The 24613-nt window shown below is 58.5% G+C and carries 22 protein-coding genes and 1 pseudogene; 12 read left to right on the top strand and 11 right to left on the bottom strand.

Annotated features, from left to right (window positions below; genetic code table 11):
- A partial coding sequence (locus QQF40_RS15315; RefSeq protein ID WP_285461838.1) for an IS481 family transposase occupies nt 1-684 on the bottom strand: 684 nt, incomplete at its 3' end.
- Nucleotides 685-1463: 779 nt separating this feature from the next.
- Here QQF40_RS15315 and QQF40_RS15310 point away from each other — a divergent pair.
- A complete protein-coding gene (locus tag QQF40_RS15310) occupies nt 1464-1661 on the top strand; it encodes a transposase (RefSeq protein WP_285461837.1) in 198 nt (65 codons plus the stop codon).
- Here the strand turns inward: QQF40_RS15310 and QQF40_RS15305 are convergent.
- From QQF40_RS15305 to QQF40_RS15280, 6 genes are all read right to left on the bottom strand, one after another.
- The gene (locus QQF40_RS15305) at nt 1627-2214 is read right to left on the bottom strand and encodes a PadR family transcriptional regulator (protein WP_285461836.1); all 588 of its coding nucleotides are present in this window, start codon (nt 2212-2214) and stop codon (nt 1627-1629) included. The genes QQF40_RS15310 and QQF40_RS15305 overlap by 35 nt on opposite strands.
- Nucleotides 2215-2346: 132 nt before the next feature.
- Nucleotides 2347-4224: a TonB-dependent receptor domain-containing protein gene (locus QQF40_RS15300; protein ID WP_285461835.1), complete on the bottom strand. Its 1878-nt coding sequence runs from the start codon at nt 4222-4224 to the stop codon at nt 2347-2349.
- 216 nt (nt 4225-4440) lie between these two features.
- Nucleotides 4441-5124, bottom strand: a complete 684-nt coding sequence (locus QQF40_RS15295; RefSeq protein WP_285461834.1) for an O-methyltransferase — start codon at nt 5122-5124, stop codon at nt 4441-4443.
- Between the two features lie 29 nt (nt 5125-5153).
- Nucleotides 5154-5972, bottom strand: coding sequence for a heme ABC transporter ATP-binding protein (locus tag QQF40_RS15290; RefSeq protein WP_285461833.1), 819 nt, complete (start codon nt 5970-5972; stop codon nt 5154-5156).
- A gap of 1 nt (nt 5973) precedes the next feature.
- Nucleotides 5974-7026, bottom strand: a complete 1053-nt coding sequence (locus QQF40_RS15285) for a FecCD family ABC transporter permease (protein WP_285461832.1) — start codon at nt 7024-7026, stop codon at nt 5974-5976.
- Nucleotides 7023-7847 (bottom strand): heme/hemin ABC transporter substrate-binding protein, encoded by an 825-nt coding sequence (locus tag QQF40_RS15280; RefSeq protein WP_285461831.1) that lies wholly within the window; start codon nt 7845-7847, stop codon nt 7023-7025. Before QQF40_RS15280 ends, QQF40_RS15285 begins: the two co-directional genes overlap by 4 nt.
- 221 nt (nt 7848-8068) lie before the next feature.
- Here QQF40_RS15280 and QQF40_RS15275 point away from each other — a divergent pair.
- Nucleotides 8069-8524, top strand: a pseudogene (locus QQF40_RS15275) (IS3 family transposase); the annotation flags it as partial.
- A gap of 313 nt (nt 8525-8837) precedes the next feature.
- Here the strand turns inward: QQF40_RS15275 and QQF40_RS15270 are convergent.
- Nucleotides 8838-9245 carry a hypothetical protein gene (locus QQF40_RS15270; protein WP_285461830.1) on the bottom strand — a complete coding sequence of 136 codons (408 nt, stop codon included), beginning with the start codon at nt 9243-9245 and terminating at the stop codon, nt 8838-8840.
- A 387-nt stretch (nt 9246-9632) separates the two neighbouring features.
- Here QQF40_RS15270 and dctP point away from each other — a divergent pair, with 387 nt between their 5' ends.
- From dctP to QQF40_RS15245, 5 genes are all read left to right on the top strand, one after another.
- Nucleotides 9633-10661, top strand: a complete 1029-nt coding sequence (gene dctP, locus QQF40_RS15265) for a TRAP transporter substrate-binding protein DctP (protein ID WP_285461829.1) — start codon at nt 9633-9635, stop codon at nt 10659-10661.
- Between the two features lie 152 nt (nt 10662-10813).
- Nucleotides 10814-11305 (top strand): TRAP transporter small permease, encoded by a 492-nt coding sequence (locus QQF40_RS15260; protein ID WP_285461828.1) that lies wholly within the window; start codon nt 10814-10816, stop codon nt 11303-11305.
- A 4-nt stretch (nt 11306-11309) separates the two neighbouring features.
- Nucleotides 11310-12599, top strand: coding sequence for a TRAP transporter large permease (locus tag QQF40_RS15255; protein ID WP_285461827.1), 1290 nt, complete (start codon nt 11310-11312; stop codon nt 12597-12599).
- Between the two features lie 163 nt (nt 12600-12762).
- Nucleotides 12763-14163, top strand: coding sequence for an amidase (locus QQF40_RS15250; protein WP_285461826.1), 1401 nt, complete (start codon nt 12763-12765; stop codon nt 14161-14163).
- A 128-nt stretch (nt 14164-14291) separates the two neighbouring features.
- Nucleotides 14292-15125, top strand: coding sequence for an XRE family transcriptional regulator (locus tag QQF40_RS15245; protein ID WP_285461825.1), 834 nt, complete (start codon nt 14292-14294; stop codon nt 15123-15125).
- Between the two features lie 37 nt (nt 15126-15162).
- On the opposite strand, the gene QQF40_RS15240 is transcribed toward QQF40_RS15245, so the two are convergent.
- The 3 genes from QQF40_RS15240 to QQF40_RS15230 all read right to left on the bottom strand — a co-directional run bounded on the left by QQF40_RS15240 (nt 15163) and on the right by QQF40_RS15230 (nt 17631).
- On the bottom strand, nt 15163-16134 hold the full coding sequence (locus QQF40_RS15240) for a methylenetetrahydrofolate reductase (RefSeq protein ID WP_285461824.1): 972 nt from the start codon (nt 16132-16134) through the stop codon (nt 15163-15165).
- Nucleotides 16131-16595 carry a methylenetetrahydrofolate reductase C-terminal domain-containing protein gene (locus QQF40_RS15235; protein ID WP_285461823.1) on the bottom strand — a complete coding sequence of 155 codons (465 nt, stop codon included), beginning with the start codon at nt 16593-16595 and terminating at the stop codon, nt 16131-16133. The genes QQF40_RS15240 and QQF40_RS15235 overlap by 4 nt, the downstream gene beginning before the upstream one ends.
- 154 nt (nt 16596-16749) lie before the next feature.
- Complete coding sequence (locus tag QQF40_RS15230) at nt 16750-17631, bottom strand: LysR family transcriptional regulator (RefSeq protein WP_285461822.1); 882 nt, start codon at nt 17629-17631, stop codon at nt 16750-16752.
- A gap of 114 nt (nt 17632-17745) precedes the next feature.
- On the opposite strand from QQF40_RS15230, the gene QQF40_RS15225 reads away from it, so the two are divergent.
- From QQF40_RS15225 to QQF40_RS15205, 5 genes are all read left to right on the top strand, one after another.
- Entirely contained in the window at nt 17746-19212 is a 1467-nt protein-coding gene (locus QQF40_RS15225; RefSeq protein WP_285461821.1) for an aldehyde dehydrogenase family protein, read from the top strand.
- A gap of 9 nt (nt 19213-19221) precedes the next feature.
- Nucleotides 19222-20223, top strand: a complete 1002-nt coding sequence (locus QQF40_RS15220) for a dipeptidase (protein ID WP_285461820.1) — start codon at nt 19222-19224, stop codon at nt 20221-20223.
- A 119-nt stretch (nt 20224-20342) separates the two neighbouring features.
- Nucleotides 20343-21959, top strand: coding sequence for a BCCT family transporter (locus tag QQF40_RS15215; RefSeq protein WP_285461819.1), 1617 nt, complete (start codon nt 20343-20345; stop codon nt 21957-21959).
- 1 nt (nt 21960) lies between these two features.
- Nucleotides 21961-23760, top strand: coding sequence for a hypothetical protein (locus QQF40_RS15210; protein WP_285461818.1), 1800 nt, complete (start codon nt 21961-21963; stop codon nt 23758-23760).
- Nucleotides 23757-24545, top strand: a complete 789-nt coding sequence (locus QQF40_RS15205; RefSeq protein ID WP_077373930.1) for a DUF3726 domain-containing protein — start codon at nt 23757-23759, stop codon at nt 24543-24545. The genes QQF40_RS15210 and QQF40_RS15205 overlap by 4 nt, the downstream gene beginning before the upstream one ends.
- Nucleotides 24546-24613: the final 68 nt, after the last annotated feature.

The following is a 24613-nucleotide window of genomic DNA, read 5'->3' as shown; positions in this document are numbered from 1 at the left end:
CTGAATCAATTGCTTGATGAGCTCACGAGAGGCTAACAAAGGATAGCTTCGTTGTGAAATCCGATCATCCGGCACCCTACAAATAGTGAAGGGAGCCCTCTCTTCCACGCATCTCATGAATACACGAGCCTCTTTTGTAGATTGACTAGATCTGACCTCCAGATACACCCACCGAGTGGCACGATCAATCGCGATGTAGAGATAACGCTTCTGATCTCCATCAAGCCTTTGGGGCAAGTGCTTGATATCAATGTGCACATATCCGGGTTCATAATCCATTAAAGGCCGGTGCTTGGGCTTCTCGTTCTGTTCCGCGTCTTGACGCGCCAGCTGGGCAAGAGTCGGTACATCACGTCGTTTGAGCATACGCTGGAGCGCGGAACGTGACAGATTGAGATTCAGGGATTCACGAGCAACAACAAGTAGATCATCGAGTCCCAGCCGTAGTAGTGCCCGAGCGGCGATGACTATCTCTTCTTGTTCAGAGGTCAGAGTCGGCAGTAGGTTATGACGTGTTTTGGGACGATTAAGGACATCATCACGATGACGCCAGCGCTGGGTAGATGAGACGCTGACCCCAAACTGACGAGCATGATATTTTTTGGACATACCGGCAGGAGCTATTTGGGTGTCGGCAAGAATTTCCGGTGTCGTCGTCGCTTGCTTATGCAGCTTGATGTCCATAAAGCCTTTCCTGAATAAATTGCTTGATGAGCTCACGTAAGGCCAGAAAGGATGTCCTCGTTGCGAAACCCGATCATCCGACCTCTGCAGATAGAAAACTTTTAGCACAGTCTTTTTGAACAAACAAATTGCTTTTAGAGGTGTGATCAGGGAAAAAATAGTGTTTAGAGAGCTTTGTAAAGTTATTTTCAGCTTCGAATAAAGTGCACAAAATCAATGTATTTTTTGAGAATTAGCTGATTTTTTATTTTCTTTGAGTATACTTTTTGCCATGAGATAGCTTGTGTTGATAGAAATGTTTTCTTCTATATTTTCTTTAATTTTCTTTAGAGCTACGAGGAAATAGCTGTGTTTTTTGTCTTCTTATTGTTTAAAAAAGTAATATTTTTTTCGCCAAATGTTTCTATCTATCTGAATTTACAATATTTTTTATTTTTCAAAAAAGCAGAGTTTTCTAATGTGTTTTTTCATACCCTTCTAATTTAAATATTTTCTTATTTTCCCTTTTGCTGTTTTTTGGCCAGGTAATTTTATGTTTCTCGCTTTAGTCCAAGATCTTTAGGTTATTTTTATTATATGATATTTTTATGATGTCGTGTCTTTTTTAATACTTTGGTATATAGTCCCTCAAGCGTCACTAAACCGGGCATCAGAAAGAAGCGTTCAGCGACGAAGTCCGATTTGTAAAGAATTGTTTCCTGAGAAGGTTTGTTTTTTTCGTATCAGACGCCCTATCTGCCAGCGTAGTTGTCACCTAAACGGGTTGAGAGGTGTTCAACGTGCGTTATTCCACAGAGCGTAAGGAAGCCATCCTCAAGAAGATGGCGCCGCCTATGAGCATGACAATCCCGGAATTGGCCGAACAGGAAGGCGTCACCGCAACAACCCTCTACAATTGGGCTCTCGACGCCAAGCTGCCTGATACTCTTGTGTCTCCCGAGGCTATTGGCGACTTTCCTGACGAATTCGCGCAGTAGTCTCTTGCAGCAGTGTCAGGATGCGTCGCTGTGCTTCAGGCGAGGCGCCGCGGCTTTCATGCAAGGCAGCTTTCATGTCCATCCGCGCGGTCAGCAGCTCCTGTGCCAGCGGCATGGCTTGCGTCTCGTCTCCCAGGCTATGGGCCAGGTCGGCGAACAAGGCATTGAGTTTGCGTCCTGCGGAGTCCAGTCGGGATGTGACCCGTTGGGCACTGGTGCGTTGTGTCGTCAGGTAGATGCTGCCTTCCTCAGTCAGGCTGTAATACTTGCGGCGTCCTTCACGTCGCTGTGTGATGAGTCCCTGCTCGGCGAGACTCTTGAGAACCGGATAGAGCATGCCGGGACTCGGGCGATAGAAGCCATTGGAGAGCGCGTCGATGCGATCCCCTAGCTGACTGCCGAAGCTTTTCTCCTCGTCGAGCAGGGCAAGGGTTACCAGGCTCAGGTCATGGGCAGACAGCTTGCGTGTCGCTGGCATGCCCAGTGGCAGAGCATTGGATACCTCAGAGGGCGGCAGGGAGGAATTGTGATCAGAGTCAGTCGGAGGAAACATCGAGACGCCTTTGGATGAAGAAAAGAGTGCGCGGCGCGCTGTCACGAGAAGCAGCGGATGGCAGTCAGGGCCCATCCGCTGCTCGGTGTTACTGGGTGTCAGACGCTTTTGGGTCGTATTGGTGCCCGAACGTCAGAATTGTACCTGTAGTCCGGTATTGAAGCGGCGGCCATCCAGCACTGTGCCGTAGGTGTCCTGATCGATGGTCTTGTCGAAGAGGTTGTAGATGCCTCCGTAGAGTGTGACGGTCGAATTCAGTCGATGACGGACACCGATATCCACCAGGGTATAGCTGGGGTAGGCATCGCTAAGCCCGCTTTTGGTGGCGACCTGCTCTGCCTCTCCCTTGAAGCGAGCCTGGGACCATACCCGCGTGCGGGGAGAGGCCTGCCAGTCCAGCCCCAGGGTCGCGCGGTGGCGAGGCTGGTCATTTAGCGGCAATCCTTGGTTGTTCCCGCTGCGCTGTTCGCTGTCAGTGAAGCTGTAGGTGGCTCGCAGGTCGACGCGTTCGCCCAACGGCATCCCCAGATTCAGTTCGACCCCATTGACGGTGGCCTTGTCGACATTGATGTACTGATAGATCGCGGTGTAGTCATCCCCCTGATACAGGCAGCTGGCATCGCCCTCGCGCGTGTCGCAGACCACGGGGGAGTCGATCTTGTCCCGATAATCGGTGTGGTAGAGCGTCGCGCCTGCACTCAGCCCGTCATCGCCTTGCCATAGGGCAGCGATTTCATAGGTGGTGCTCTTTTCCGGCTCAAGATCGGAGTTGCCGACATTGCGACAGTCTGCGCACCCAGGCCCGCCGCCACCCTCTATCCAATTGGAATCGCCTTCCTTCAGGTCCGGGGTTCGGTAACCCGCACTCACCCCACCCTTGAAGGTCAGCTGCGGTGTCGCGGTATAGACGCCATACAGTCGCGGCACGATCTCGTCGCCGTAATTCTCGTCATCGACCCAGCGCACACCGGTCGTCAGGGCGAAACGCTCGGTCAGGAACCACTCATCCTCGGCGAACAATGCCATGTCCCAGCGCTCGAGATTCTCCTCGCCGAAGCCACGTCCCGGATTTTCCGTGCTCTGCTCCCGGTACTGGGCACCTAGCGTCAGCAGGTGAGCGCCGAAGGACATCACGGTGGCACTGTTGGCCGTCACGCGTTCGTAGGTGGAGTGATAGCTGTTGTCATCCTGCTCAAGCGTTTCACGTTGCAGATAGCTGCGAGTGGTCAGCCCGTTTTCCCATTCGTGGGTATGTCGCAGAGTCTGGTGTTGGCGCTCAGTTTCCAGATCGTGGTCGCTGCCCGTGCGTTCGACATCGGCCAGGGTGTCCTGGGTCCCTCGGCCGATTTCCAGCGAGAGCCGGTTGTCGGTGTCGGGGGTCCAGTCCAGCTTGGCATTGAGGTCGTGGCGCTCAAAGTCGCTGTAGCCACCTTCGCGATGGTCTTCATCACGCTGCAGGGTGGAGCCGATGATTGTCGCGGACAACCGGTTCTCTATCAGAGGGCCGCTGACGCGGAACTGGGCCTTGTGACGGTTGCCGGAATCGGAGTCTTCCTGGACCAGAGTGTCGAGATTCAGTGAGCCGCTCCAGTCCCGGCCGGTGGGGCGGGTAATGACATTGATGACCCCGCCCAGTGCATCGGAGCCGTACAGGGTCGACATCGGGCCGCGAATTACCTCGATGCGCTCGATGGCCGAGATGGGAGGCAGCCAGCCGAACTCGGCGCCCGAGCCATAGCCATTGTAATACGCCTGCTGGGAGCCCTGGGGGATGCCATCGACCAGGATGAGGGTGTACTTGGCATCCAGGCCGCGAATCGAGATCTCGCCCGTGCCTCCCTTGCTGGACGGGCCATCGTCTACGTAGACGCCAGGCACATCCTGCAGCGCTTCGCTGATGTCCCGATATGACTTGCCCTCCAGCTGATCGCGAGTGACGACCGTGATGCTGGCGGGGGCATTCATGGGGTCCATGGCGTAGCCGGACGCGGAGGCGGAGGTGACGGTCATGGTCTCTAGCGATTCGAGGGTTTCCTGTGCCTGGACACTACCAGCGAGACAGCACAGTGAGGCGCAACTGGCGGCAACTCGACGAGAGCAGACGGTGAGCGTATGGGGCTGGTTCATTAGGTGTGTGGGGTCCCTTGATCGTTATTGGTTTCAAGGAGTCACGGGGGGCATTGGAAGGCCGGCCTTCTTGTGGGCCGGCTCGATGCTGCGCAGAAATCAATCCCGATAGCGAGAAACGCTGAGCATGCCTTTGCCGAAGGGGATCAGACGCGATGTGAAGTCCTCTGCGTGCTGGATCTCGTGGCGAAAATCACCCGGCACGCCCTCGAAGTGATCCAGATTGTCGGCGACCACAAAGGCGCCGGGCGCCAAGTGGGGTTTCAGCAGGGCCAGTACAGGGAGGTAGAGCGACTTTTCGCCATCGAGAAACAGGAAGTCGATGCTGTCGTCAACATTCGCGAGGGTTTCCATTGCATCCCCGAGGCGGATGTCGACGCGGTGCTCAAGGCCGGCATCACGCAGGTTGTTCAGAGCGTGCTCTCGCTTGTTGGCGTAGTACTCGCTGCCGATCACCTGGCCGTCATTGTCTTCGGCGGCCGCGGCCAGATAGAGGGTGGAGATACCGAAGGAGCTGCCGAACTCGACGAAGTGACGCGCCTTTGCGGCGCGCGCCAGCATGTACAGCAATGCGCCCTGGGCCGGGTCGATGGACAGGTAGGCATGTTGAAAATGACTGGCGTCGCGGAAGCCTTTTCCGGAGCGGCGCAGCGCGGCGCCACTGTCACCGCTGGTTGCATGGGCCTCGCGTTCCTGGCGGCGTGTCTCTGCCTGGTGGCGCGCCAGGGTATGTTCTCGTTCGAGGGTGTGCATTACGTTGGCACGATTCAGAGTGTCGGTCATGAGGAGGCCTTTTCAGGAGATGCCAGGGGTTAAAGAAAGTCTTGCGACTCAAGAGGCTCTTGGGGGTCAAGAGCGTCATGCGGGGCGTGAGCATGGTGGGTCGTGACGACCACCGGGCAATGACGGTGAGGGTGAGTCATCACGCAGACAGGCTGGCGGTAGACGCGAGACAGTCGCTGCTGCTCCAGTACCTGCCAGGGTGAGCCCTGCGCGACCAGCCGGCCTTGATCGAGCAGGACCAGTCGATCGGCATGAGCGGCTGCGAGATTCAGGTCATGCATCACGGCGACCACGCAGTGCCCGCGTGAGGCCCACTGGGCGGCCAGTTGCAGGAGGCGTTCCTGGTGGCGCAGATCAAGCGCTGCGGTCGGCTCATCGAGCAACAGCAGCGAGGCCTCCTGGACGCGCACTCGGGCAAAGGTGGTGCGTGCCTGTTCGCCGCCGGAGAGGGTCATGGCATCGCGGCTGGCAAGATGCTGGATTTCCACATCGGCCATGGCCTTCGCGATGCAGGCGTCATCCTCGTTCGGCGGGAGATCGCGCAGGGCGCGTCCCATGGCGACGACTTCATCGACTCGATAGGCGAAGCGCAGCACGTTGTCCTGTGGCATCACGGCGCGCCTGGCGGCAAGATCGCGAACGCTGTACTCCGCGATGGGGCGGCCTTCCAGCCTCAGTTCGCCCTGGCTTGGGAGACGATCACCGGCCATCAGCCCCAGCAGGGTCGATTTCCCTGCGCCATTGGGGCCGATCAGTGCCGTCAGGCTGCCAGCTGGGCATGCCAGCGTGATGTCTTCCAACAGCTGGAGGCCGTTGAGCGTCAGTGATACCTGATGCAGATTCACCATGTCAGCTCGCCTCCGGACCGCGTCGTCTGGCGACCAGCCACAGGAAGAAGGGGCCGCCGAGCGTGGCAGTCAGAATTCCGATGGGGATCTCGTTGGGCGGGTCCAGGCTGCGCGCTCCCAGGTCGGCCAGCATCAAGAGGATTCCGCCTCCCAGGGCGCTCAAGGGCAAGAGATGGCGATGGCCGGGGCCAATCAGGGTACGCATGAGGTGCGGAACGACCAACCCGATGAAGCCGATGGTGCCGGTGAAGGCGACGGCGGCGGCTGTCAGCAACGCGGTCAGGGTAATGAGCTTGAGTCGCAGGCGTTTGACATCGACACCGGCATGGCGGGCCTGGCGTTCGCCGAGGGCGAGCAGGTCCAGTGGCACGGCCTGACGTCGCAACAGCACAAGACCCAGCAGCGTGAGTGGCGCGATGATCATGACCGACAGCCAGGACACACGCGCCAATGATCCCATCGACCAGAACATCAGGCTTTCCAGTTGCTCGACACTGGCCAGATAGGTGAGGTAACCGGTCAATGCGCCGGCGACGGCATTGATGGCGATCCCGATCAACAGCAGGCGAGAATTGTCACCACCGTTGCTGGTGGGCCTGGCCAGCAAGTAGATCAACCAGGTAGTGACGAATCCACTGCAGAAGGCGCCGATGGGTAGCGTCCAGGCGCCCAGAGTATCGATGCGCAACACGATGATCATCACGGCCCCGAGAGAGGCGCCGCTGCTGACGCCGACGATGCCCGGGTCGGCCAGTGGATTGCCAAAGAGCCCCTGCATGGCGGCGCCGGCCACGGCCAGAGCTGCACCGATCAGCAAGGCCATCAGGGCGCGCGGTAGACGAAGCTCCCACAGCACAGCATGAGCAAGCGCGTGGTCGGTGTCGTCAGCCCAGGGGGCGGCCAGTGCAGACAGCACCTCATGAAACGGTAGGGATACCACACCTGTCGTGAGGCTGATGCCCAGCCCCGCCAGTGCCGCAAGCGCCAGACCCGGATAGAGGCGTTGGGTGAGAGCAGGCCGTCGCAAGGCCAGCCCTGAGATGAGATGCGTCATGGGGCGTACAGCGCCTCGGCGAGAGAGTGGGTGGCAAGGCCGCTGCTGGCCCCATCGAACTTGATGGCGGCATGATCCAGCACTATCAGGCGTTGCTCACGGGCCGCCGGTGTGTGTGCAAGACCCGGTACCTTGCTCCAGATGCCTTGCTTACCGCCGAGCGCCGCTAGCTCGAGCTCTGACACCAGTACGGCGTCGGGCGCCATGGCCATTACCCCTTCGGCACTGAGGGTCTGATAGCGGTCGAGTCCTGCTTCGGCACCGACATTGATGGCGCCAGCGCGTCGGATCAGGGCATCGGCAGAGGTAGCGGCGCCTGCTCCCGTGACGGTGCCGTTGGTACCGGCTCCGGCGCTGGAGATGTGCAGCAGGCGCGGCGTAGCACCTGTCTCGCTTATGGCCTCGGCGCTGGCATAGCCGGATTGGATACGCCTGATCAAGGCCTGGCCACGCTCTGGCTGCCCGATCAGCGTTGCGAGTCTTGTCACTCGTTCGATGGCGGGCAGGGTGCGTTCCAGCATCACGTGAGGGATGCTCAGTCGTTCTGCCTGCTCCATGACATTGGCGTCCCGTTGGGGATTGCCGCCAATCAACAGGTCGGGCTCATGCGCGAGCAGTCCCTCGATGGAAGGCTGGCGATGGAAGCGCTCAGCTCCCTGCAATCCCCGGGCGAGAGTGGGGTCCTGCGGTACCAGAACCAGTTGTTCCTCTGCGCCGAGCGCGACGATTATCTCTGCATGGCCAGGGTCCAGCACGGCGATGCGAGAAGCCGCCTGTGAGAGTTGAGGAATGGCCAGTGCCGATGCTAGAGACAATGCCATGCACCATCGGTGAATTGGTGCCGCATTCAAGATGTTGCGCATAGTGACGGTATCCCTCAAGTAGCGACGCAGATAGTGAAATATCTTACGATAATTTGAATGATAATCTATATCATTAGTATTTGCTGGTCTAGTGCCGCACCGCTGAAACTACAAAATGCTTGCTGCTTACCGACATGCTCCGTGCACCTTCCGACGCCCTGCCAGTAGAAGGGTGAGTGTTCTTGGCGACTAACGAGGGTTGGCTTTACTTGGCAGTATTGATCGATCTGTACTCGCGGAAAGTCATCGGCTGGGCGATGAATGAACGGATGATCGCCGACTTGGCCGCTGATGCCCTGAAGATGTCTCTTTGGTATCGAAAGATGCCAAGAGATGAAATTGTGCACTCAGATCGCGCCAGCCAGTATTGCTCGACTCTCTATCAGTCGTTGCTGTCCCGATACGACCTCCACTGCAGCATGAGCGCCAAGGGAAACTGCTATGACAATTCCTGTGCCGAGAGCTTCTTCCACAGTCTCAAGGTCGAGGCGATTCACGGCGAGCGATTTCACCCCCGGAAAGCGATGAAACGACAGGTGTTCGAATATATTGAATTGAACTACAACCGGCATCGCCGGCACAGTGCCATCGGAATGATCAGCCCAGAGGCCTTCGAAGCCCGAATGATCGCTTAGGGGGGGGGGCCATGGTTACTGAGTAAGATCAATATCGTTGTGGGTCATCACTCTGTCGTTGCTTCCTGAAGTTTGACGCTATCAATCACAGGCCAGCGGGTTTACGGCGAAGGGTTGGGCGAGGTTCGGGTGTCCATGGCATACGCGCCCCCAGAATGCCCGCGCGCTTCTAGGGCACGAAGGCCTCCTGGCGGTGCGCCATGATATGCACGCCACTCTTACCCTCGATCTCACGCAATCGCTGGATTATCTCGATTCTGAGGTCACGGCCTTCCGCCTTTTGATCCTTGGCACCCTTGAGGCGTTCGTCTACCTAGTCCGGGATATGCATGCCGGGGACATGGCGGCGCATCCATTCGGCGGTACGTGCCGAGGCTAGCGGGCCGACGCCGGGCAGGATGAAGCATTTCTCCACCAGGCCCAGATCGCGGGCACAAGGAAGCGAGAGCTGATGGAGTAGTAAATCCTTGACACTCGAAAATTGCTGAACATCCTCCCTGCGAAAAACTGACTCACTGGGAAAATGACCAGTTCGATAGGCCACTAGAGACAGGCTGGGTGACCCCGCCGCGACATTTCCCGATTTCTCCTCCCTCAGCTCGCCCTCCTTCCACTCGTTCTCTATCAGCCTGCTGGCGAGGCATTGACGGAAGGGCTGGGTGGTGAATTCGGGAATTGGGGCATCGAGATGCAGGATGCCCGCAAGAGTGTCTGGGCGCATGTCAATGTTGTTAAAGGGAGCCTGACGGTATCTGTGGCCTGACCTTCCTGATTGATATGGGTTTTCGACACTCTCTTGCCGCAATTCATTTTCTAACAGCTCGGTCTTACTTTCTCTTTGTAGCTATCAAGAGCGCTCCATGTCTTTCAACACAGTTTATCAATAGCCCCCTACCACACAAGTATCTGTAAATTATAAAAAAAGCATAGATGTGTCGTGTCTACAGGGTGTCGCTAGTTGTCGCTTTTAGGGCGACTTTATGCGTCACCAGGTCCATTGATATCGTAGTGGTGCTCGCATACTTTGAAGGTGTCAAACGTTCTGATGACAGACGCCTACCCGGATATATTTTGGTGTCTTCTTGATTGAATCACGACCGAGGGTCATATGATGTCGAAAATAAAAACAACGCTACATGCACTTGGACCGATGTGTCTTGGACTGGCCAGCATGGTGTCTCTGGGGGTGGCATCTCCGGCGATGGCCGATACGCTGCGCCTCAAGCTGGCGGGTACGCTGCCAGTGGAGCATCAAGGCACTACGATAATGAAGCAGATCGCCGAGGAGATTGAGGCGGCAGATGTGGGCCTGAAGGTATCCGTATTTCCTGCCAATCAGTTGGGGTCTGGTGAGCAGCTTCTGGAAAGTGCCATCCGAGGAAATATCGATTTTGTGATGGGGTTCATCTACTCGCACAAGGATCCTGCATTCGAAATCAACTCCATGCCTTATCTCGTGAGTTCGTGGGATGAGATGGAGAAGACAGTCCGTAACCCGGATTCCGCCTTCAATCAGATAATCGGTGAGCATCTTGCCAAGCTTGGCTTGAGGATGATCGCCAATAACCCGGAAGGGTTCTCGAATCTGGTAGCGCAGAAGCGGCCAGAGAACTTTGCCAGTACGGATTCAAAGGACATGAATATTCGTGTCTGGTCATCCAATGCTGTCAAGGACACGATGCAAGCGTTGGGCTTCAACACCACGACCATGGCTTATGCGGAAATCTTCGCAGCGGTGCAGTCTGGTGTCGTGGATGGCGCCATCTGCTGTACCAAGCAATCTGCCCATGCCATCTTTGCCAAGTCAGGGGTCGGCAAGTACTTCGTGGACTATAACGCCTTCATGGAGCTTTCCACGTTCTATGGTTCACAGAAGACCTGGGACAAGATGAACGACGCGCAACGAGAGGTGGTGCAAGCAGCCTTCGACAAGGGCGCCGATGAATACTTCGCCTGGAACAAGGCCAATGACGAGGCCTATGCCAAGAAACTTGTCGATGCCGGTTATGAGATTCTGACTCCTACACCTGAGCAGAGAGACAAGTTGCGAGATCACGTGCGGGAGGCCATCTGGCCGGGCATGGCCGAAGTCGTTGGGCAAGAGGTATTGGACCGACTTCAGAAAGATCTGAAGTGACATGACGGGATGGGCCTCACGACCCATCCCTCTTTCATGTTTTCCTCCCACCACGTCTTTGAGCGTCATGTCATAGCAGGTTTACGATGGATAACTCAATTGATAGCGCGCCTGATAACGAGGTACGGCTCCCCTCTATGGTCCATGCCATCATGGATACCATCATCGTAGTATCCGGTGTGATCATGGCATTGACATTCTGTTTTGTGGTCATTCTGCGTTATGGCTTCAATGCCGATCTTTTTGCCTATGAAGAGTGGTTGATGACCATCGCTTTCTGGATGTTCTTCATGGGAAGTGCTGTAGCCACTCGTCATCATGCACATATCAATGCCGACATCCTGGGCATCTTCATCACCTCTGCACGGTTGGCGTGGATACGCCTTCTGGTCGTCAAGGCTATCGAGTTGGTCATTCTTGCCTACCTGACCTATCTGGGCTACTCGATGGTAGCGGAAGAAGTGCAGGCTTATCCCAACTGGCAGACATCCATTGCACTCAAGATTCCCTTCATGGTGCCACGACTGGGTATTGCGATCGGCTTCCTGATGATGGCGATCTTTACTGCGCTATACCTCTATTCATTATTGAGAAATGGTCCCGGCAACCTTTCCCACTCTCCTCATATCCCGGTTGAAAGGTGATGTCATGGTAATTTTTGGTAGTCTGATAGCCTTGGTCATGCTGCTGTTGATCGGTGTCACGGTCCCGCTTGCTTTCGGTGGCGTGATGATCTTTCTTGCCAGCTTTGGCGACTTCGATGTCTCGGGATATCTGCCGTCTGGACATTGGAAAATGAATTCAATCGTCCTCCTGGCTATCCCCCTGTTCATCATCGCTGGTGCGATCATGGAGCGCGGCAGGATCGCGGAACCACTGGTGCGACTGGCGGAGCTGCTGGTGGGCCATATACGCGGTGGACTGTCCGTGGCTACTGTCATCGCCAGCGGTATCTTTGGCTCCATCTCAGGCAGCGGCAGTGCAACCTTGACCTGTATTGGTGGCGTGATGATGCCGCATCTGCGCCGCGCTCGGTATCCTGAGGGACTAAGTGCGGCCTTGATCGCCAATGCCAGTCCGCTTGGCATGCTGATCCCACCCAGCTCATCGCACATTCTGTATGCCTGGGTCTCTCAGCAGTCCGTTCTCAAGTGCTTTCTGTCCACCTTGATTCCGGGGCTCGTACTGATTGCCTTGCTATGTATCGTCAATCAATTTCAGTTGCGAAAGTGCAAGACATTGCGCCTGAGCGAGCGTCCCAAGGACTTCACTTTCCAGTTCAAGGCTCGCTCCAGGACTGCCTTGCCGGCGCTCCTGATGCCCTTGATCATCCTGGGGGGAATCTACGGTGGCATCATGACTCCGACGGAAGCGGCGGGGGTGGCGGTGGTCTACTCGATCCCCGTTGCCATCTATCTCTATCGTGGCATGACCTGGAAGACATTCCGTTCGACCATGCTGCAGGCGGGGATTACCGTCGGCGTCGTCATGAGCATGATCTTCATGGTGCTGATCGTCAGTCGCTTCCTGATCTTCGAGGACATCCCGGGAATCGCGCACGACTTCGTGTACTCCCTTTCGGATAATCCCATCATGATTCTGCTGATGATCAACCTGGTGCTGATCATCATTGGCATGATGATGGATGACATCAGTGGATTGCTGCTGGCGACACCTTTGCTACTGCCCATTGCGCAGAGTGTCGGCATGGATCCGATCCATTTTGCCGCCGTCCTCGGGGTAAACCTCGGCATGGCCAATGTCACGCCGCCCACCGCTCCCAATCTGTACCTTGGGGCACGCGTGACCAATACCCCGGTTGTCAAGATGCTCGGGCCGACCCTAATCTTCATACTGTTCGCATGGTTGCCCACCTTGATGCTGACCACCTTCGTGCCGCAGTTGTCATTGTTCCTTCCGGAACTCCTTCTCGGGTAAGACAGCATGTCGGGGACCGCACCTGGTCTCGCCTGCCAACGCTTGTCTTGTTTCCTACGTCATCCCATCGCACCGTCGCGAATGTACCTCGGCGGTGCTGGTGCCTTGCTCATCTTCAATTCAAGAGCAACGCCAACCAATTGCCATTTCAGGAAAACTCTCAATGCACGATTCGGCGATCTTCCTTCCTCTTCGCGAGCAGCATGAGCGCTTGCGCAGCGGTACCTTGCGGGCCCTCGAACTCACCGAGGTCGCCACGCAACAGTACGCACGTCGGGGACTTCATGATCATGCGTATATTGATTGGCGTGGCGACCGAGCGCTTGAGTCTGCTCGCGTCACCGATACTCTGCTGCAGCATGGGGCGGATGCCGGCCCGCTCATGGGGATCCCTGTCTCGGTCAAGGACCTTTACGCAGTATCTGGTTATGCGACCTATGCCGGGGGCGCGCGCCGCCTCCCGGCCCAGTGGGAGCAGTCAGGGCCCATCATCACTGCATTGATGAGGCAGTTGCCCAGCCTGATGGGCAAGACGCATACCGTCGAATTCGCCTTTGGCGGCCTGGGAACGAATCCGCATTGGGGGACGCCTCGCAACCCCTGGGATTCCATGCAGCATCGAACGCCCGGAGGTTCCAGTGCCGGGGCAGGGGTGTCGGTGGTGTCGGGGACTGCCAGCCTGGCTCTGGGAACGGATACCGCTGGGTCGGTGCGTGTGCCGGCATCGATGAATGGTGTGGCGGGATTCAAGACGACGGTCGGGCGTTGGCCTACCGATCAGATCGTGCCACTTTCTTCCACCCTCGACAGCCCGGGATTATTTGCCAACCGGGTGGATGATCTCGCGTTTGCCTTTTCGGCGCTGGACTCATCTCTCAGAGGCAGTCGCTGCAGTGAAATCACGCCTCCCCCTTTGTCCGAGCTGGTATTCGGAGTTCCTGATAGTTACTTCTGGGATGGGTGCAGCCCCGGTGTAGCCGAGGCTGTCAACGCTGCCATCGAGCGATTGGCACAGGGCGGTGCGCGCATCATCCGTCTGGAGCTTCCGCGTGCCCAGGAAGCCTTCGAGCTCTTTCAAGCCGGTGGCGTGGCCTCTGTCGAACTTGCTGCCTTCCTCAATACCCGTTTCCCGGAGAGAATCGCCAGCCTGGATCCCAGTGTGGCGGCACGTATCATGGCCACGGAATCCATGCCGGCATGGGAGTATGTCCGTCGTCGCGAGCAGATCGCCAGTTTGTATGACGAGGGCAAGACACGACTGGCCAAGGTGGATGCCATGTTGATGCCTACCGTGATATCGACTCCGCCAACCTTGCAGAGTCTGGAAAGCGAGGGGGCGTACCAAAAGGCCAATATGCTGGCACTACGCAATACCGCCATCGGTAACTTCCTCGGTACCTGCGGTCTGACCTTGCCGGTTGGCCTGGACGCCATCGGTATGCCGGTGGGGATGCAGATGTTGGCCGGGCCAGGCCAGGATGCGCGTTTGCTGGCCATCGGACGGGCTGTGGAAGCCCATCTAGGTGATCGCTTCGCGTTGCTGGGCGAGCTTCCGGACGTCTGAGGGAGTCGCTACCAGGGCCGGCGACCCCTGTGTCGCTATCGTGGGGAATATTGCGAGACACGAGCTTCACTTGTCTGACTCGCAATCAAGGTGTGATTATGGCGCGATATGACGCACAGGGGGCCAGCATGCAGGCAGATGATTTCACGAATGACAGTTTCAAGGTCAATCTCAAGCTTGCCACAAGTTATTACCCCTCGATCTCTGAGGTATGCCGCAAGCTTTCCCTCAATCGCCAGCAATTCATGAAGTATCTGTCGGGGGCGTCGTTTCCTTCTCGATACAACCTGCGACGCATCTGTGATTTCTTCGGCTTCGATGAATATGAATTCCTCATGCCGCCTGATCAGTTTGCAAAGATTCTCGAGCTGCGGCCGAGCAAGACCCCCAACGAGCTCGAGAGCTTGCCGGGCCTGACTGAACTGCTCAAGGAAGCACAGCGGGGCCGGAGCATGTTGACGAAGATGCATGGGTATTACTACGAGTACTTTCTCTCGTACTCGACGCCGCATCACATCATTCGCTCCCTGACCTATATTTATCCTTGGAAGGACTACACCCTCTACAAGCGCAAGGAATGGCTGAAGCACCCAGGGCAGGAAGGTCAGCCCGACGTCTACAAGTACGCAGGAGTGATGACAGTCAGTGGCGGGCGGCTTCACATGTTCGACCACGAATCGATCACGGGCTCAGAGCTGACACAGAAGATTCTGTTCATGAACTATCGCAACCGCGTTTCCATGCTTACGGGGTTGTCTTTGGGAGTCTCTGGTGGCGACGCGCATGAGCCATCCGCTTCGCGCGTCGTGATGGAGTTCATTGGGCAAACCACCCACCTGCGCCGTGTCATTCAGGCGTGCGGTATCTATCCGCTGGATTCGCCTGAAATACCGGATCTGATCCGGGATCACCTGACGTTGGGCGGGACCATCGATGCGCCTTTGCGCGGTGCTACCTTGTAGTACTGGCTTGGCGTGAGACAGTCGCGGCTGACGTGACTCATGTTCTTCTATTTCTCAGAATGCCCGCACGCACCACTATCTCGGGCACGGAGGCCTCCTGGCGGTGCGCCATGATATGCACGCCGCTGACGCCCTCGATCTCACGCAATCGCTGGATCATCTCGATGCAGATGTCCCGGCCCTCCGCCTTCTGATCCCTGGCCCCTTTCAAGCGCTTGAGTACGTCATCCGGGATATGCACGCCGGGAACAAGGCGGCGCATCCACTCGGCGGTACGTGCCGAGGCCAGTGGGCCGACGCCGGGCAGGATGAAGCATTTCTCCAAAAGCCCCAGATCACGGGCACGATGCATGAAGTCCTGAAAGCGCGGCAGGTCGAAGCAGTACTGTGTCTGGATGAACTGGGCGCCGGCGGCAATCTTCTTGGCCAGGCGGTGAGGGCGAAACGCGAAGGGCGGTGCGAAGGGGTTGGCGGCTGCGCCCAGAAATACCTGGGGCGCTGAGGTCAGTGTTCGGCCGCTGGCAAAGGCGTGCTTGTCACGCAATCCGGCGACGATCTCGAGCAGCGACAGGGAGTCGAGATCGAACACCGGCTTGGCCTCGGGGTGATCCCCGACCTGTACACCATCTCCGGTCAGACACAGCAGGTTGCGGATGCCCAGCGCCGCGGCCCCCAGTACATCGCCCTGGATGGCGATGCGGTTTCTGTCGCGACACGAGATCTGCATCACCGTCTCATGGCCTTCACGGGCCAGCAGGGCACACATCGCTACGCTCGACATATGACAGTTGGCGCCCGAGCCATCGGTGGCGTTCATGGCATCCACATGGCCGGCAAACAGTTGCGCGCGCGCATGCACCTCCTGTGGATCGGCCGAGTCGGGCGGCGCCAGCTCGGCGGTGACGGCAAACTGACCGCTTCTAAGCACTCGCTCCAGGTGACCGACGTTGCTAGCGTCCTCGGCAGGCGGCAGCTGGGAACTGTTCGGGATAGTGAGTCTGGAAGTCATTTCAGGCTCTCTCGACGCTCAGCGGCTTGCCGAGCCACGCGCAGCCAGGATGAGGTGCCCTGCAGGCGGTGGTCCACCGGCAACTGCACGATCTGGATCGCGTCGCTGTCCTTCATCCGCTGGCTGCCTTCCCAGGCTTCCACCCAGACGCAGCGCATGTCCGGTTCGACTTCACAGTTGCCATTCTGCATGACACCGCCGCAGGGGCCGTTGCGCAGGTGCTTGGGGCAGTTCATGGAGCAGGACATGCCGGTCGAACTCAGGATGCATTGGCCACACATCTGGCAATCAAACAGCAAGCCCTTGCAGGCTTGCTCCAGCCTGGCGACGGGCTTCTCGGCGCGTGCGTAACCGACGGACTTCCACAGCGGCTGCAGCTTGATGATCACCGGCTCGACGGCCTGATATGTGAGCTCCAGCAGTCGCGCGTGACGTGCGGCCCACAGACGAATCGAATACACGCATGCCTCCTGTCAAAACCTGGCGGGGGTAACGCGCCTTGGGCGTTTCAAAGCGCTATCTTCGCACGTCCGCCACCCGGGCCGACATCCCGTGGGCGACAGGGTCACCATCGAATGGCGCAGGCCAAGGCGCAGGCGACGGGCCATGAATGACTCATTGTTTGGCGCCGAGGCTTTCAATGATGAAGCTCTCCATGGCCTGCGCCGCCGGCGACAAGCTGGCGCCCTTGCGGCGAATCAGGCCCACTTCGCGACTGACCCGCGGTTCGGCGAGTTCTATGAATCGCAGGCGCTCATATTCCTGCGGAAACGCCAGGCGGGGCAGCGTCGTGATCCCCATCCCGGCGACCAGCGTGGCTGTCAGCGAAATCATGTTGGAAATATACAAGGCATGCATTTCGAGCAGTGACTCAGCCGCCGTGCCCTGCAACAGCCGCGAGGTGCCATTGCCGATCAGGGACTCTGTCTCCAGTGCTTGCCATGTCAGGGTCTGGCGCTCGGCAAAGGGGTGATCGTCACGGCAGACCACGCCGACTTCGTCATGAAACAACGGATGAAAGAGCAGTTCTTCCTCCACCCCCCACAGGCTGGTGATGCCGATGTCGACCTGGCCGCTGATGACCTGCTCGCGGACAAAATCGGCGTTGCCATCGTGGAGGCCGACCTTGATTCCCGGATAGCGGCTGACGAACTCAGAGAGCAGTTTCGGCATCAGTCGGCTGGCCACTGACGGCACCACTGCCATGTCCAGTTGGCCTGCCTCCCTGGCGGCGCGCGCCTGTAGCTCCCGGCTGAGACGATCATGCTGGTTGATCAGCTCCCGAAAGCGCGGCACGCAGTAGCTACCATAGGGCGTCAAAGTCGCCTTGGCACCCTTCTCGAACAACGCCTCTCCCAGGCGGTTTTCCAGCTCGCGGATGGCCATCGACAGGGCCGGCTGTGTGCGATGCAGATAACGAGAGGCAGCGTGAAAACCGCCGTGATCCACCACTGCCAGGACATAGCGCAGCGGCGTGATCTTCAGCTCTGCGACCATCGCATCGATCCTCTTCAGAGTGGTAAGGGAAACTTATCATAGAGTATTTATTATTGATTATCTTTATCCCTCTGGTCCTCCTAGTCTGTTGTCACCGCGTTCAAGGAGGTTCACATGTCACACCACACCACTACCGCCACTCACGCCGCTGTTCACGATCTTTATATCGATGGCCAGTGGGTCGCAGGGCAGGGCAGCATCGCCAATCTCAACCCGTCCGATACCCGTGATGTCATCGGTCATTATGCGCAGGCCAGTGTCGATCAGGTCGCCGATGCCATCCAGGCGGCCAAGCGTGGCCAGGCGCAATGGGCCCAGTCAGGTCTCGAGCAACGTTATTCCGTGTTGATGGCCATCGGCGATGAGCTGATCGCCCGCAAGGCGGAGCTGGGTGAGTTGCTGGCGCGTGAAGAGGGCAAGACCCTGGCGGAGGGAGTGGGTGAGGTTCACCGCTCCGGACAGTTCTTCCATTACTACGGCGCTGAAGTGCTACGCCAGATTGATGAGCGCGCAGACTCGGTGCGTCCTGGTGTTGAGGTCGAGGTCCGTCGGGAGCCCGTCGGTGTCGTCGGTGTGATCAGCCCCTGGAATTTCCCGATGGCGACAGCGGTCTGGAAGATTGCGCCTGCGCTGGCCTTCGGCAACGCGGTCGTCTTCAAGCCGGCCAATCTGGTCCCTGCGAGCGCATGGGCGCTGACCGACATCATCCATCGTCAGTCACTCCCGGCAGGCACTTTCAATCTGGTGATGGGCCCGGGCAGCAGCATCGGGGATGAACTGATCTCCAGTCCTGACATCCATGCCCTGTCCTTCACCGGCTCTCTGGAAGTGGGTCGCCGAGTGGCGGCGGCCACTGCCGCCAATCTGGTCAAGTGCCAGTTGGAAATGGGCTCCAAGAACGCCCTGATCATCGCCGATGATGCCGACATGGAGTTGGCCGTCGAGGCCGCCTTCAATGGTGCCTACTCAGGCACCGGCCAGAAATGCACGGCATCTTCGCGGCTGATCGTGATGGAATCGGTTCATGACGAGTTCGTGGAAAAGCTGACTCAGCGCCTGTCTCAGGTCCGTGTCGGTCACGCATTGGAAGAGGGCGTGCACATGGGGCCGGCCGTCGATGCCAATCAGCTTGAGTCCAACCTGTCCTGGGTGCAGCGCGCCCAACAAGAGGGGGCAACGCTGGTCTGTGGCGGCGAGCGTGTGGAGTGCGCCACCGAAGGCTACTTCATGAGCCCGGCGCTGCTGGTCAATACCACCAACGACATGGCCATCAATCGTGAGGAGATCTTCGGTCCTATCGCCTGCGTCATCAAGGTGAGCGACGCAGAAGAGGCCATCGATGTGCTCAATGACACGCACTTCGGGCTCACGGCGGGCATCATCACCAACTCCCTGAAACTGGCCAGCAGCTTCAAGGCGCGTGCCGAGACCGGCTGCGTGATGGTCAATCTGCCGACAGCGGGGACGGATTACCACGTGCCCTTCGGTGGTCGCAAGGCTTCAAGCTTTGGGCCTCGTGAGCAGGGGCGATACGCGCGCGAGTTCTACACCGTCGTGAAGACCTGCTACATCAAGGCGTGAGGAGGCCCCATGTCAAAGACAATGCTGACGATCGATGGCCTGCAGTATTCCAACTGGTCACGCGAGATATTCGAGCAGATGCGAGAAGGGGGGCTGGACGCCGTACACGCCACTCTCGTGTACCACGAGACGACGCGAGAGACCTTGTCGCGTCTTGGCGAGTGGAATCGACGTTTCGAGGCCTGGCCTGATCTGATCATGCCCGTGCATGTGCCGCAGGACATCGCGGTTGCGCAAGCCAGCGGGCGTGTCGGCATCATTCTGGGGGCGCAGAACTGCTCGCCCATCGAGGACGATATCGACATGGTCGAGGTGATGCGTGACCTCGGGTTGATGATCATGCAGCTGACCTACAACAACCAGAGTCTGCTGGCCTGCGGGTGTTATGAGGTACAAGACAGCGGGATCACTCGCTTCGGACGTCAGGTGATCCGTGAGATGAATCGCGTCGGCATGGTCATCGACATGTCGCACAGCGCAGAGCGCTCCACGCTCGAGGCGATCGAGATATCCGAGCGCCCCGTGATCATTTCCCACGCCAACCCGGAAAGCTTCCATCCGGCAAAGCGCAACAAGTCCGATAAGGTGCTCAAGGCCATCGCGGAGAGTGATGGGCTGCTGGGGTTCTCGGCGTATCCCTTCCATCTGCGCAATGGCTCCGACTGTACTCTGACTGAGTACTGCGAAATGATCGCCAGAACCGCAGACCTGATGGGCATCGAGCACCTGGGAATCGGCACCGACCTGTGTCAGAACCAGCCGGTGTCCATTCTTGAGTGGATGCGCAATGGTCGCTGGTCCAAGGACATGGACTACGGCGAAGGCAGTGCCAGCAACGCTGACTGGCCGCGTCCATTGTCCTGGCTGCGAGACAGTCGTGACTTCCCCAACCTGATTGCCGGTTTGCGCAAGGTCGGCATGTCCGAGGACGAAGTGGCCGGCATCATGGGCAAGAACTGGGTCGCACTCCTCGAGCGCGCCGCGACCCGTCAGGAGACCACGCCTGCCTGATCGCCGTAACGCTATGCCATGGCACCTGTGCCGAGCCAGGAATCCTCAGGGTATCGCTCGGCAACCAACAACCATAATAAATGCCTGCCAATGACGAGAGCTCGTCAGAGGAATGCCACATGACTTCATCTCGCAAGACCACGACGGCTGCCACGTCGGATGCGTTACCGGAAGGTCAGTACCGCTTTGGCGACCCTGTCGTACTGACCTGCAGCATCGGCTTCATTCTGCTGTTCGTCGGCCTGTCCCTGTTTGATCTTGAGGGGGTCGCGCAAGCCATCAGTGCCGGCTTTGCCTGGACTGCCAGAACACTGGGCAGCTACTTCCAGATTCTGTTGCTGCTCACCTTCTTCATTGCCTTGGGGCTGACCGCGACGCCCGCGGCCAGTGCCCGTATCGGTGGCACGCGAACGCCTGAGCTATCCACCTTCAAGTGGGTGTCGATCATCATGTGCACCTTGCTGGCGGGAGGCGGAGTCTTCTTCGCTGCCGGCGAACCGGTGTACCACTTCCTGGTGACGCCGCCTGCCTTTGATACCGAGCCGGGCATTGCGAGCGCCATTGCGCCTGCACTGGCGCAATCCTTCATGCACTGGGGCTTTCTTGCCTGGGCCATCCTGGGCAGCCTGACCGCCATCGTGCTGGCGCATGCCCATTACGACAAGGGCCAGCCCCTGCAGCCGAGAACGCTGCTGTATCCCGTCTTCGGCGAGAAGATCATGAAGGGCAAGCTGGGGGGCGTGGTGGATGCCATGTGCGTCATCGCCGTGGTGGCGGGAACGGTGGGCCCGATCGGTTTTCTGGCCACCCAGGTCAGCTTCGGCCTGCATGAACTTTTTGGCGTGACCAATGACTATTCGACGCAGCTGAGCGTGCTGGTAGTGCTCGGGGTGATCTATGTCACCTCGGCCGTGACCGGCATCGACAAGGGCATCCAGATCATGTCGCGCTTCAACGTCTTCCTGGCGCTGGGTGTGGCGGTGGTGATCTTTGTCTTCGGGCCGACCCTGTTCATGGTCAATGCCTTCACTCAGGGCTTTGGCGAGTATCTGAGCTCGTTCTTCACCATGTCGACCATGACGGCACAGAGCGCTCCAGACTGGTGGATGCAGTGGTGGACCGTGTTCTTCTTTGCCTGGTTCCTCGGCTATGGCCCGCTGATGGCGATCTTCGTGGCGCGCATTTCCAAGGGCAGAACCATCCGCCAGATGATCCTGACCGTTGCCGTACTGGCGCCCCTGGCGACCGCTGTCTGGTTCACGCTACTGGGCGGGGCGGGCATCTTCTATCAGTTCACCGGCGTGATCGACCTCACCGAAGCGCTCAACAACTTCCAGTTCGATGTCGCGACCCTCACCGTGGCGCAGGCATTGCCGGGCGGAACCGCAATGGCAGCTGCCATCCTGACGCTGACCACCATCTTCGTCGCCACCACTGGTGACTCGATGAGCTACGCGATCGCCGTCGTCAGTGCCGGACACGATGATCCAAGCCCGCTGGTGCGTGCCTTCTGGGGCATCAGCATGGCGTTGATGGCTGCGATACTCCTCTATATGGGCGCCGGCCAGATCAGTGCACTTCAGCAGTTCATCGTCATCACGGCCATCCCTGTCTCGCTGGTACTTCTGCCCTCATTGTGGACAGGACCCCAATCAGCCTTCGCGATGGCACGTGCGCAGGGAATCACCAGCCAGCGGTCAGCCATGCCGGCCCCGGAACACGAAGGAGAGCGTTGATATGTCGCGCAATCACCAGGGCGCACGCCTCTCATCCACCGAGCAGCGGCTTCGGCTGCGGGCACCGGACGATGTGATGCAGCTGGAGCGCCTCGGCAGCCTGCATGCCAGTCGTCTGAGTTTCGTGAGAAGTCTGGTGCGCCAGATGGCACATGAAAAATGGAAGATCACCACGACCCGCTTCGAACTGGATGCTCTCGGTCACGGTGTGGCGATCTACTGCCTGCAGACGCCCAGCAAGCGCTATCACGGCGTCATATTTTCCCAAGCGCTTGAGGATTCCGCACGCTCTGACCGCGTCATCGCCGAGGCATGGGATGTCACCTTCGGTGTCGTGGAGGGTGATGTGGATGATGCGCTTCTCGATCAGATGGCGGCCAATGTGCCGTTGCAGGAGGCCGGACGCCAGCATCCCAGACTGCTGGTCCTGTCGCGTGCCAATCGCAGCTTGCGTAACTTCGCAAGCTTCCTGAAGGCTCTGAGTGCAGGCCAGCAACCTGATCCTGAGTGGCTGACCCGGGTCGGCTATCTGTATCGGACCACGGCCGTCTACGGCAATGGCAAGTTCGGCATCGCGGATTATGATCGCCTCAAGGACAACGCGGATTTCCATCGCCCCTTTTCTGCCCAGATGCTGGGCGTCTACCTGCTGCGTCATTTCTCGATCCAGCAGATAGAGCACATGGCCCATGCCCAGGCCCCCGAGACCGCCGCACCTCTGGCAACCTCATTGAAGCGTTATCTGGGCATTGGCAACTCCACTGGCCTCGGAATGGCGCCGTTCCTGATCAATCATCCCCAGCTGGTACAGCGCTGGGTGGAAAGCCGAGAACTGGCGCTTGCCGAAGTGACGGCACAGGTGCCGGGAGAGCAGGAGCGTTCGCGTCTGCTGGCTCTCCTCAAGCGCGCCGAGACCCATCTTCGCCAGACGGTCACGGATGATCACGAGCAGACCTTGCGCAACCAGGCCACGGTGGCGTCCTTGCCTGAGCTGATGACCTGGCTCGAGCTTGTGCCGCTGTCGCCGGAGCTCTGGCAGGAGTTGATCGACTGGAGCCACCAGCAGCATGGGCTCGAAGCCCAGGAGCTGGTGAATACCCTCTTGCTGGAACTGTACCCGAGCATCGTCGACCGCTATGAGGACCTGATGGCGGTGGAGGAAAGTCTGGAGCTGACCCCGGACATGCCACTGGTTCACCTCAAGCAGGTGATCGAAACGCACTACGACTGGACGTTGCGCTTCGATTTTTCACTTCCCGAGAATCGCCACTGGTTCTGGTATCGCTCGGTCGAGAAGGAGGAGCCTCGTCTGGGAGTCCGCGACAGGGAGGCGGGCGCCGACAAGGAAATGAAACTGGCGATCGCCCCGCGCGTCGCGGATACCCATGCGGCGATCAGTCAGTACCTGGAAGACCACCCTCGTGCCTTGGTGGTGGAATTTCTCATCCATTGCCCACGTCACAAGGATATCGTGCGCCGCATCCAGAGCATGGCCAACACCAGCTTTGGCGAGATACGCGCCAACCTGTGGGCGCGGGACATGAAGCCCATGCACCTGTTGCGGACCAAGCTCTCATTCTTCGGTGCCAGCCGTTTCGACCCGAAGTCTGATCGTTGGGTGCGTATCACGCTTTTCCAGGGGGCTCCGTTGGTGGAGGAACTCAACGCCGAGCCAGAGGATCCTGTCGCGTTTGATGATTGGAGCTTCCCGCTGGCACCTCAGCTTGCAAGCACGACGCGGCCAGAGATGACTGCCGATCCTCGGCAGGGCAACACCACGACAGTGGGAGGAATGTCATGAAGGTCTCCTACAACGAGCTTCACGGACTGTGTCGCAAGGCCTTTCAGGCGATGGGGTTCGAAGACGGTGACGCCGGTGATGCCGCCGACATGGTTGCCTGGATGCAGCTCTATGAGCTGGAAGGGCTGGCGGCGCTCAATCGCGGACTGCGTTTCTTGCTGGAGGATACCGAGGAGCGTCCGCCGGAAATTGTCTATGCCGATGGAGACCTCGCAGTACTCGATAGTCACGGCCACAGCGTATTGAAGAGCTCATCGCTGGCGTTGGAACTCGGTTTCGCCAAGGCCCGTGCGCGTGGCCTCGCTGTCATCAAGATCCAGCATTGCCACAATCGGCAGCTGATCATGGGCTATCTGGCGCGTCTTGCGGGGCGTGGCATGAATGTTACCGCCTTCTGGCGCAACGCCCAGGATGTGGATGAGGCGATCGGCTGCCCCATGATCGAGCAGGTCGTGGGTTTCAGGGCCAACAGCTCGGTCCCCGAGATACGGGTCTATGCCGTGCGTGAAGTGCCAGAAGAGAATGAGCCCAATGACGGCATCACCCTGGTGATGGCCAACCATGTCGATCTGCTGCCATCCCTTCGCTCCGACTATGACGTTGACCTGCTGGCCTGTCATGAAGAGTCGAAGCTGCTTGCCTGTCGCCAACGAGCCATGCAGGAAGGGATCGAGGTGGATGACGAACTCTGGTCACGCCTGAAAGCGCTCTCGACACGCCTGCTGGTCGAGGCAACGGAAGATTCTCGCAGTGGTGCCGGCGCCGGTATCACCGACAACGACTGACCTCTCGCTTCTCAATACGCCCCAACACTCCATGATTCGCCGCTCTTGCGCCGGCCAGTCATGGAGTG

This window comes from Cobetia sp. LC6, from assembly GCF_030264805.1.
Taxonomy (GTDB): Bacteria; Pseudomonadota; Gammaproteobacteria; order Pseudomonadales; family Halomonadaceae; genus Cobetia.
The sequence above is the reverse complement of the archived record's forward strand: the minus strand, read 5'-3'. Positions and strand labels throughout refer to the sequence as shown.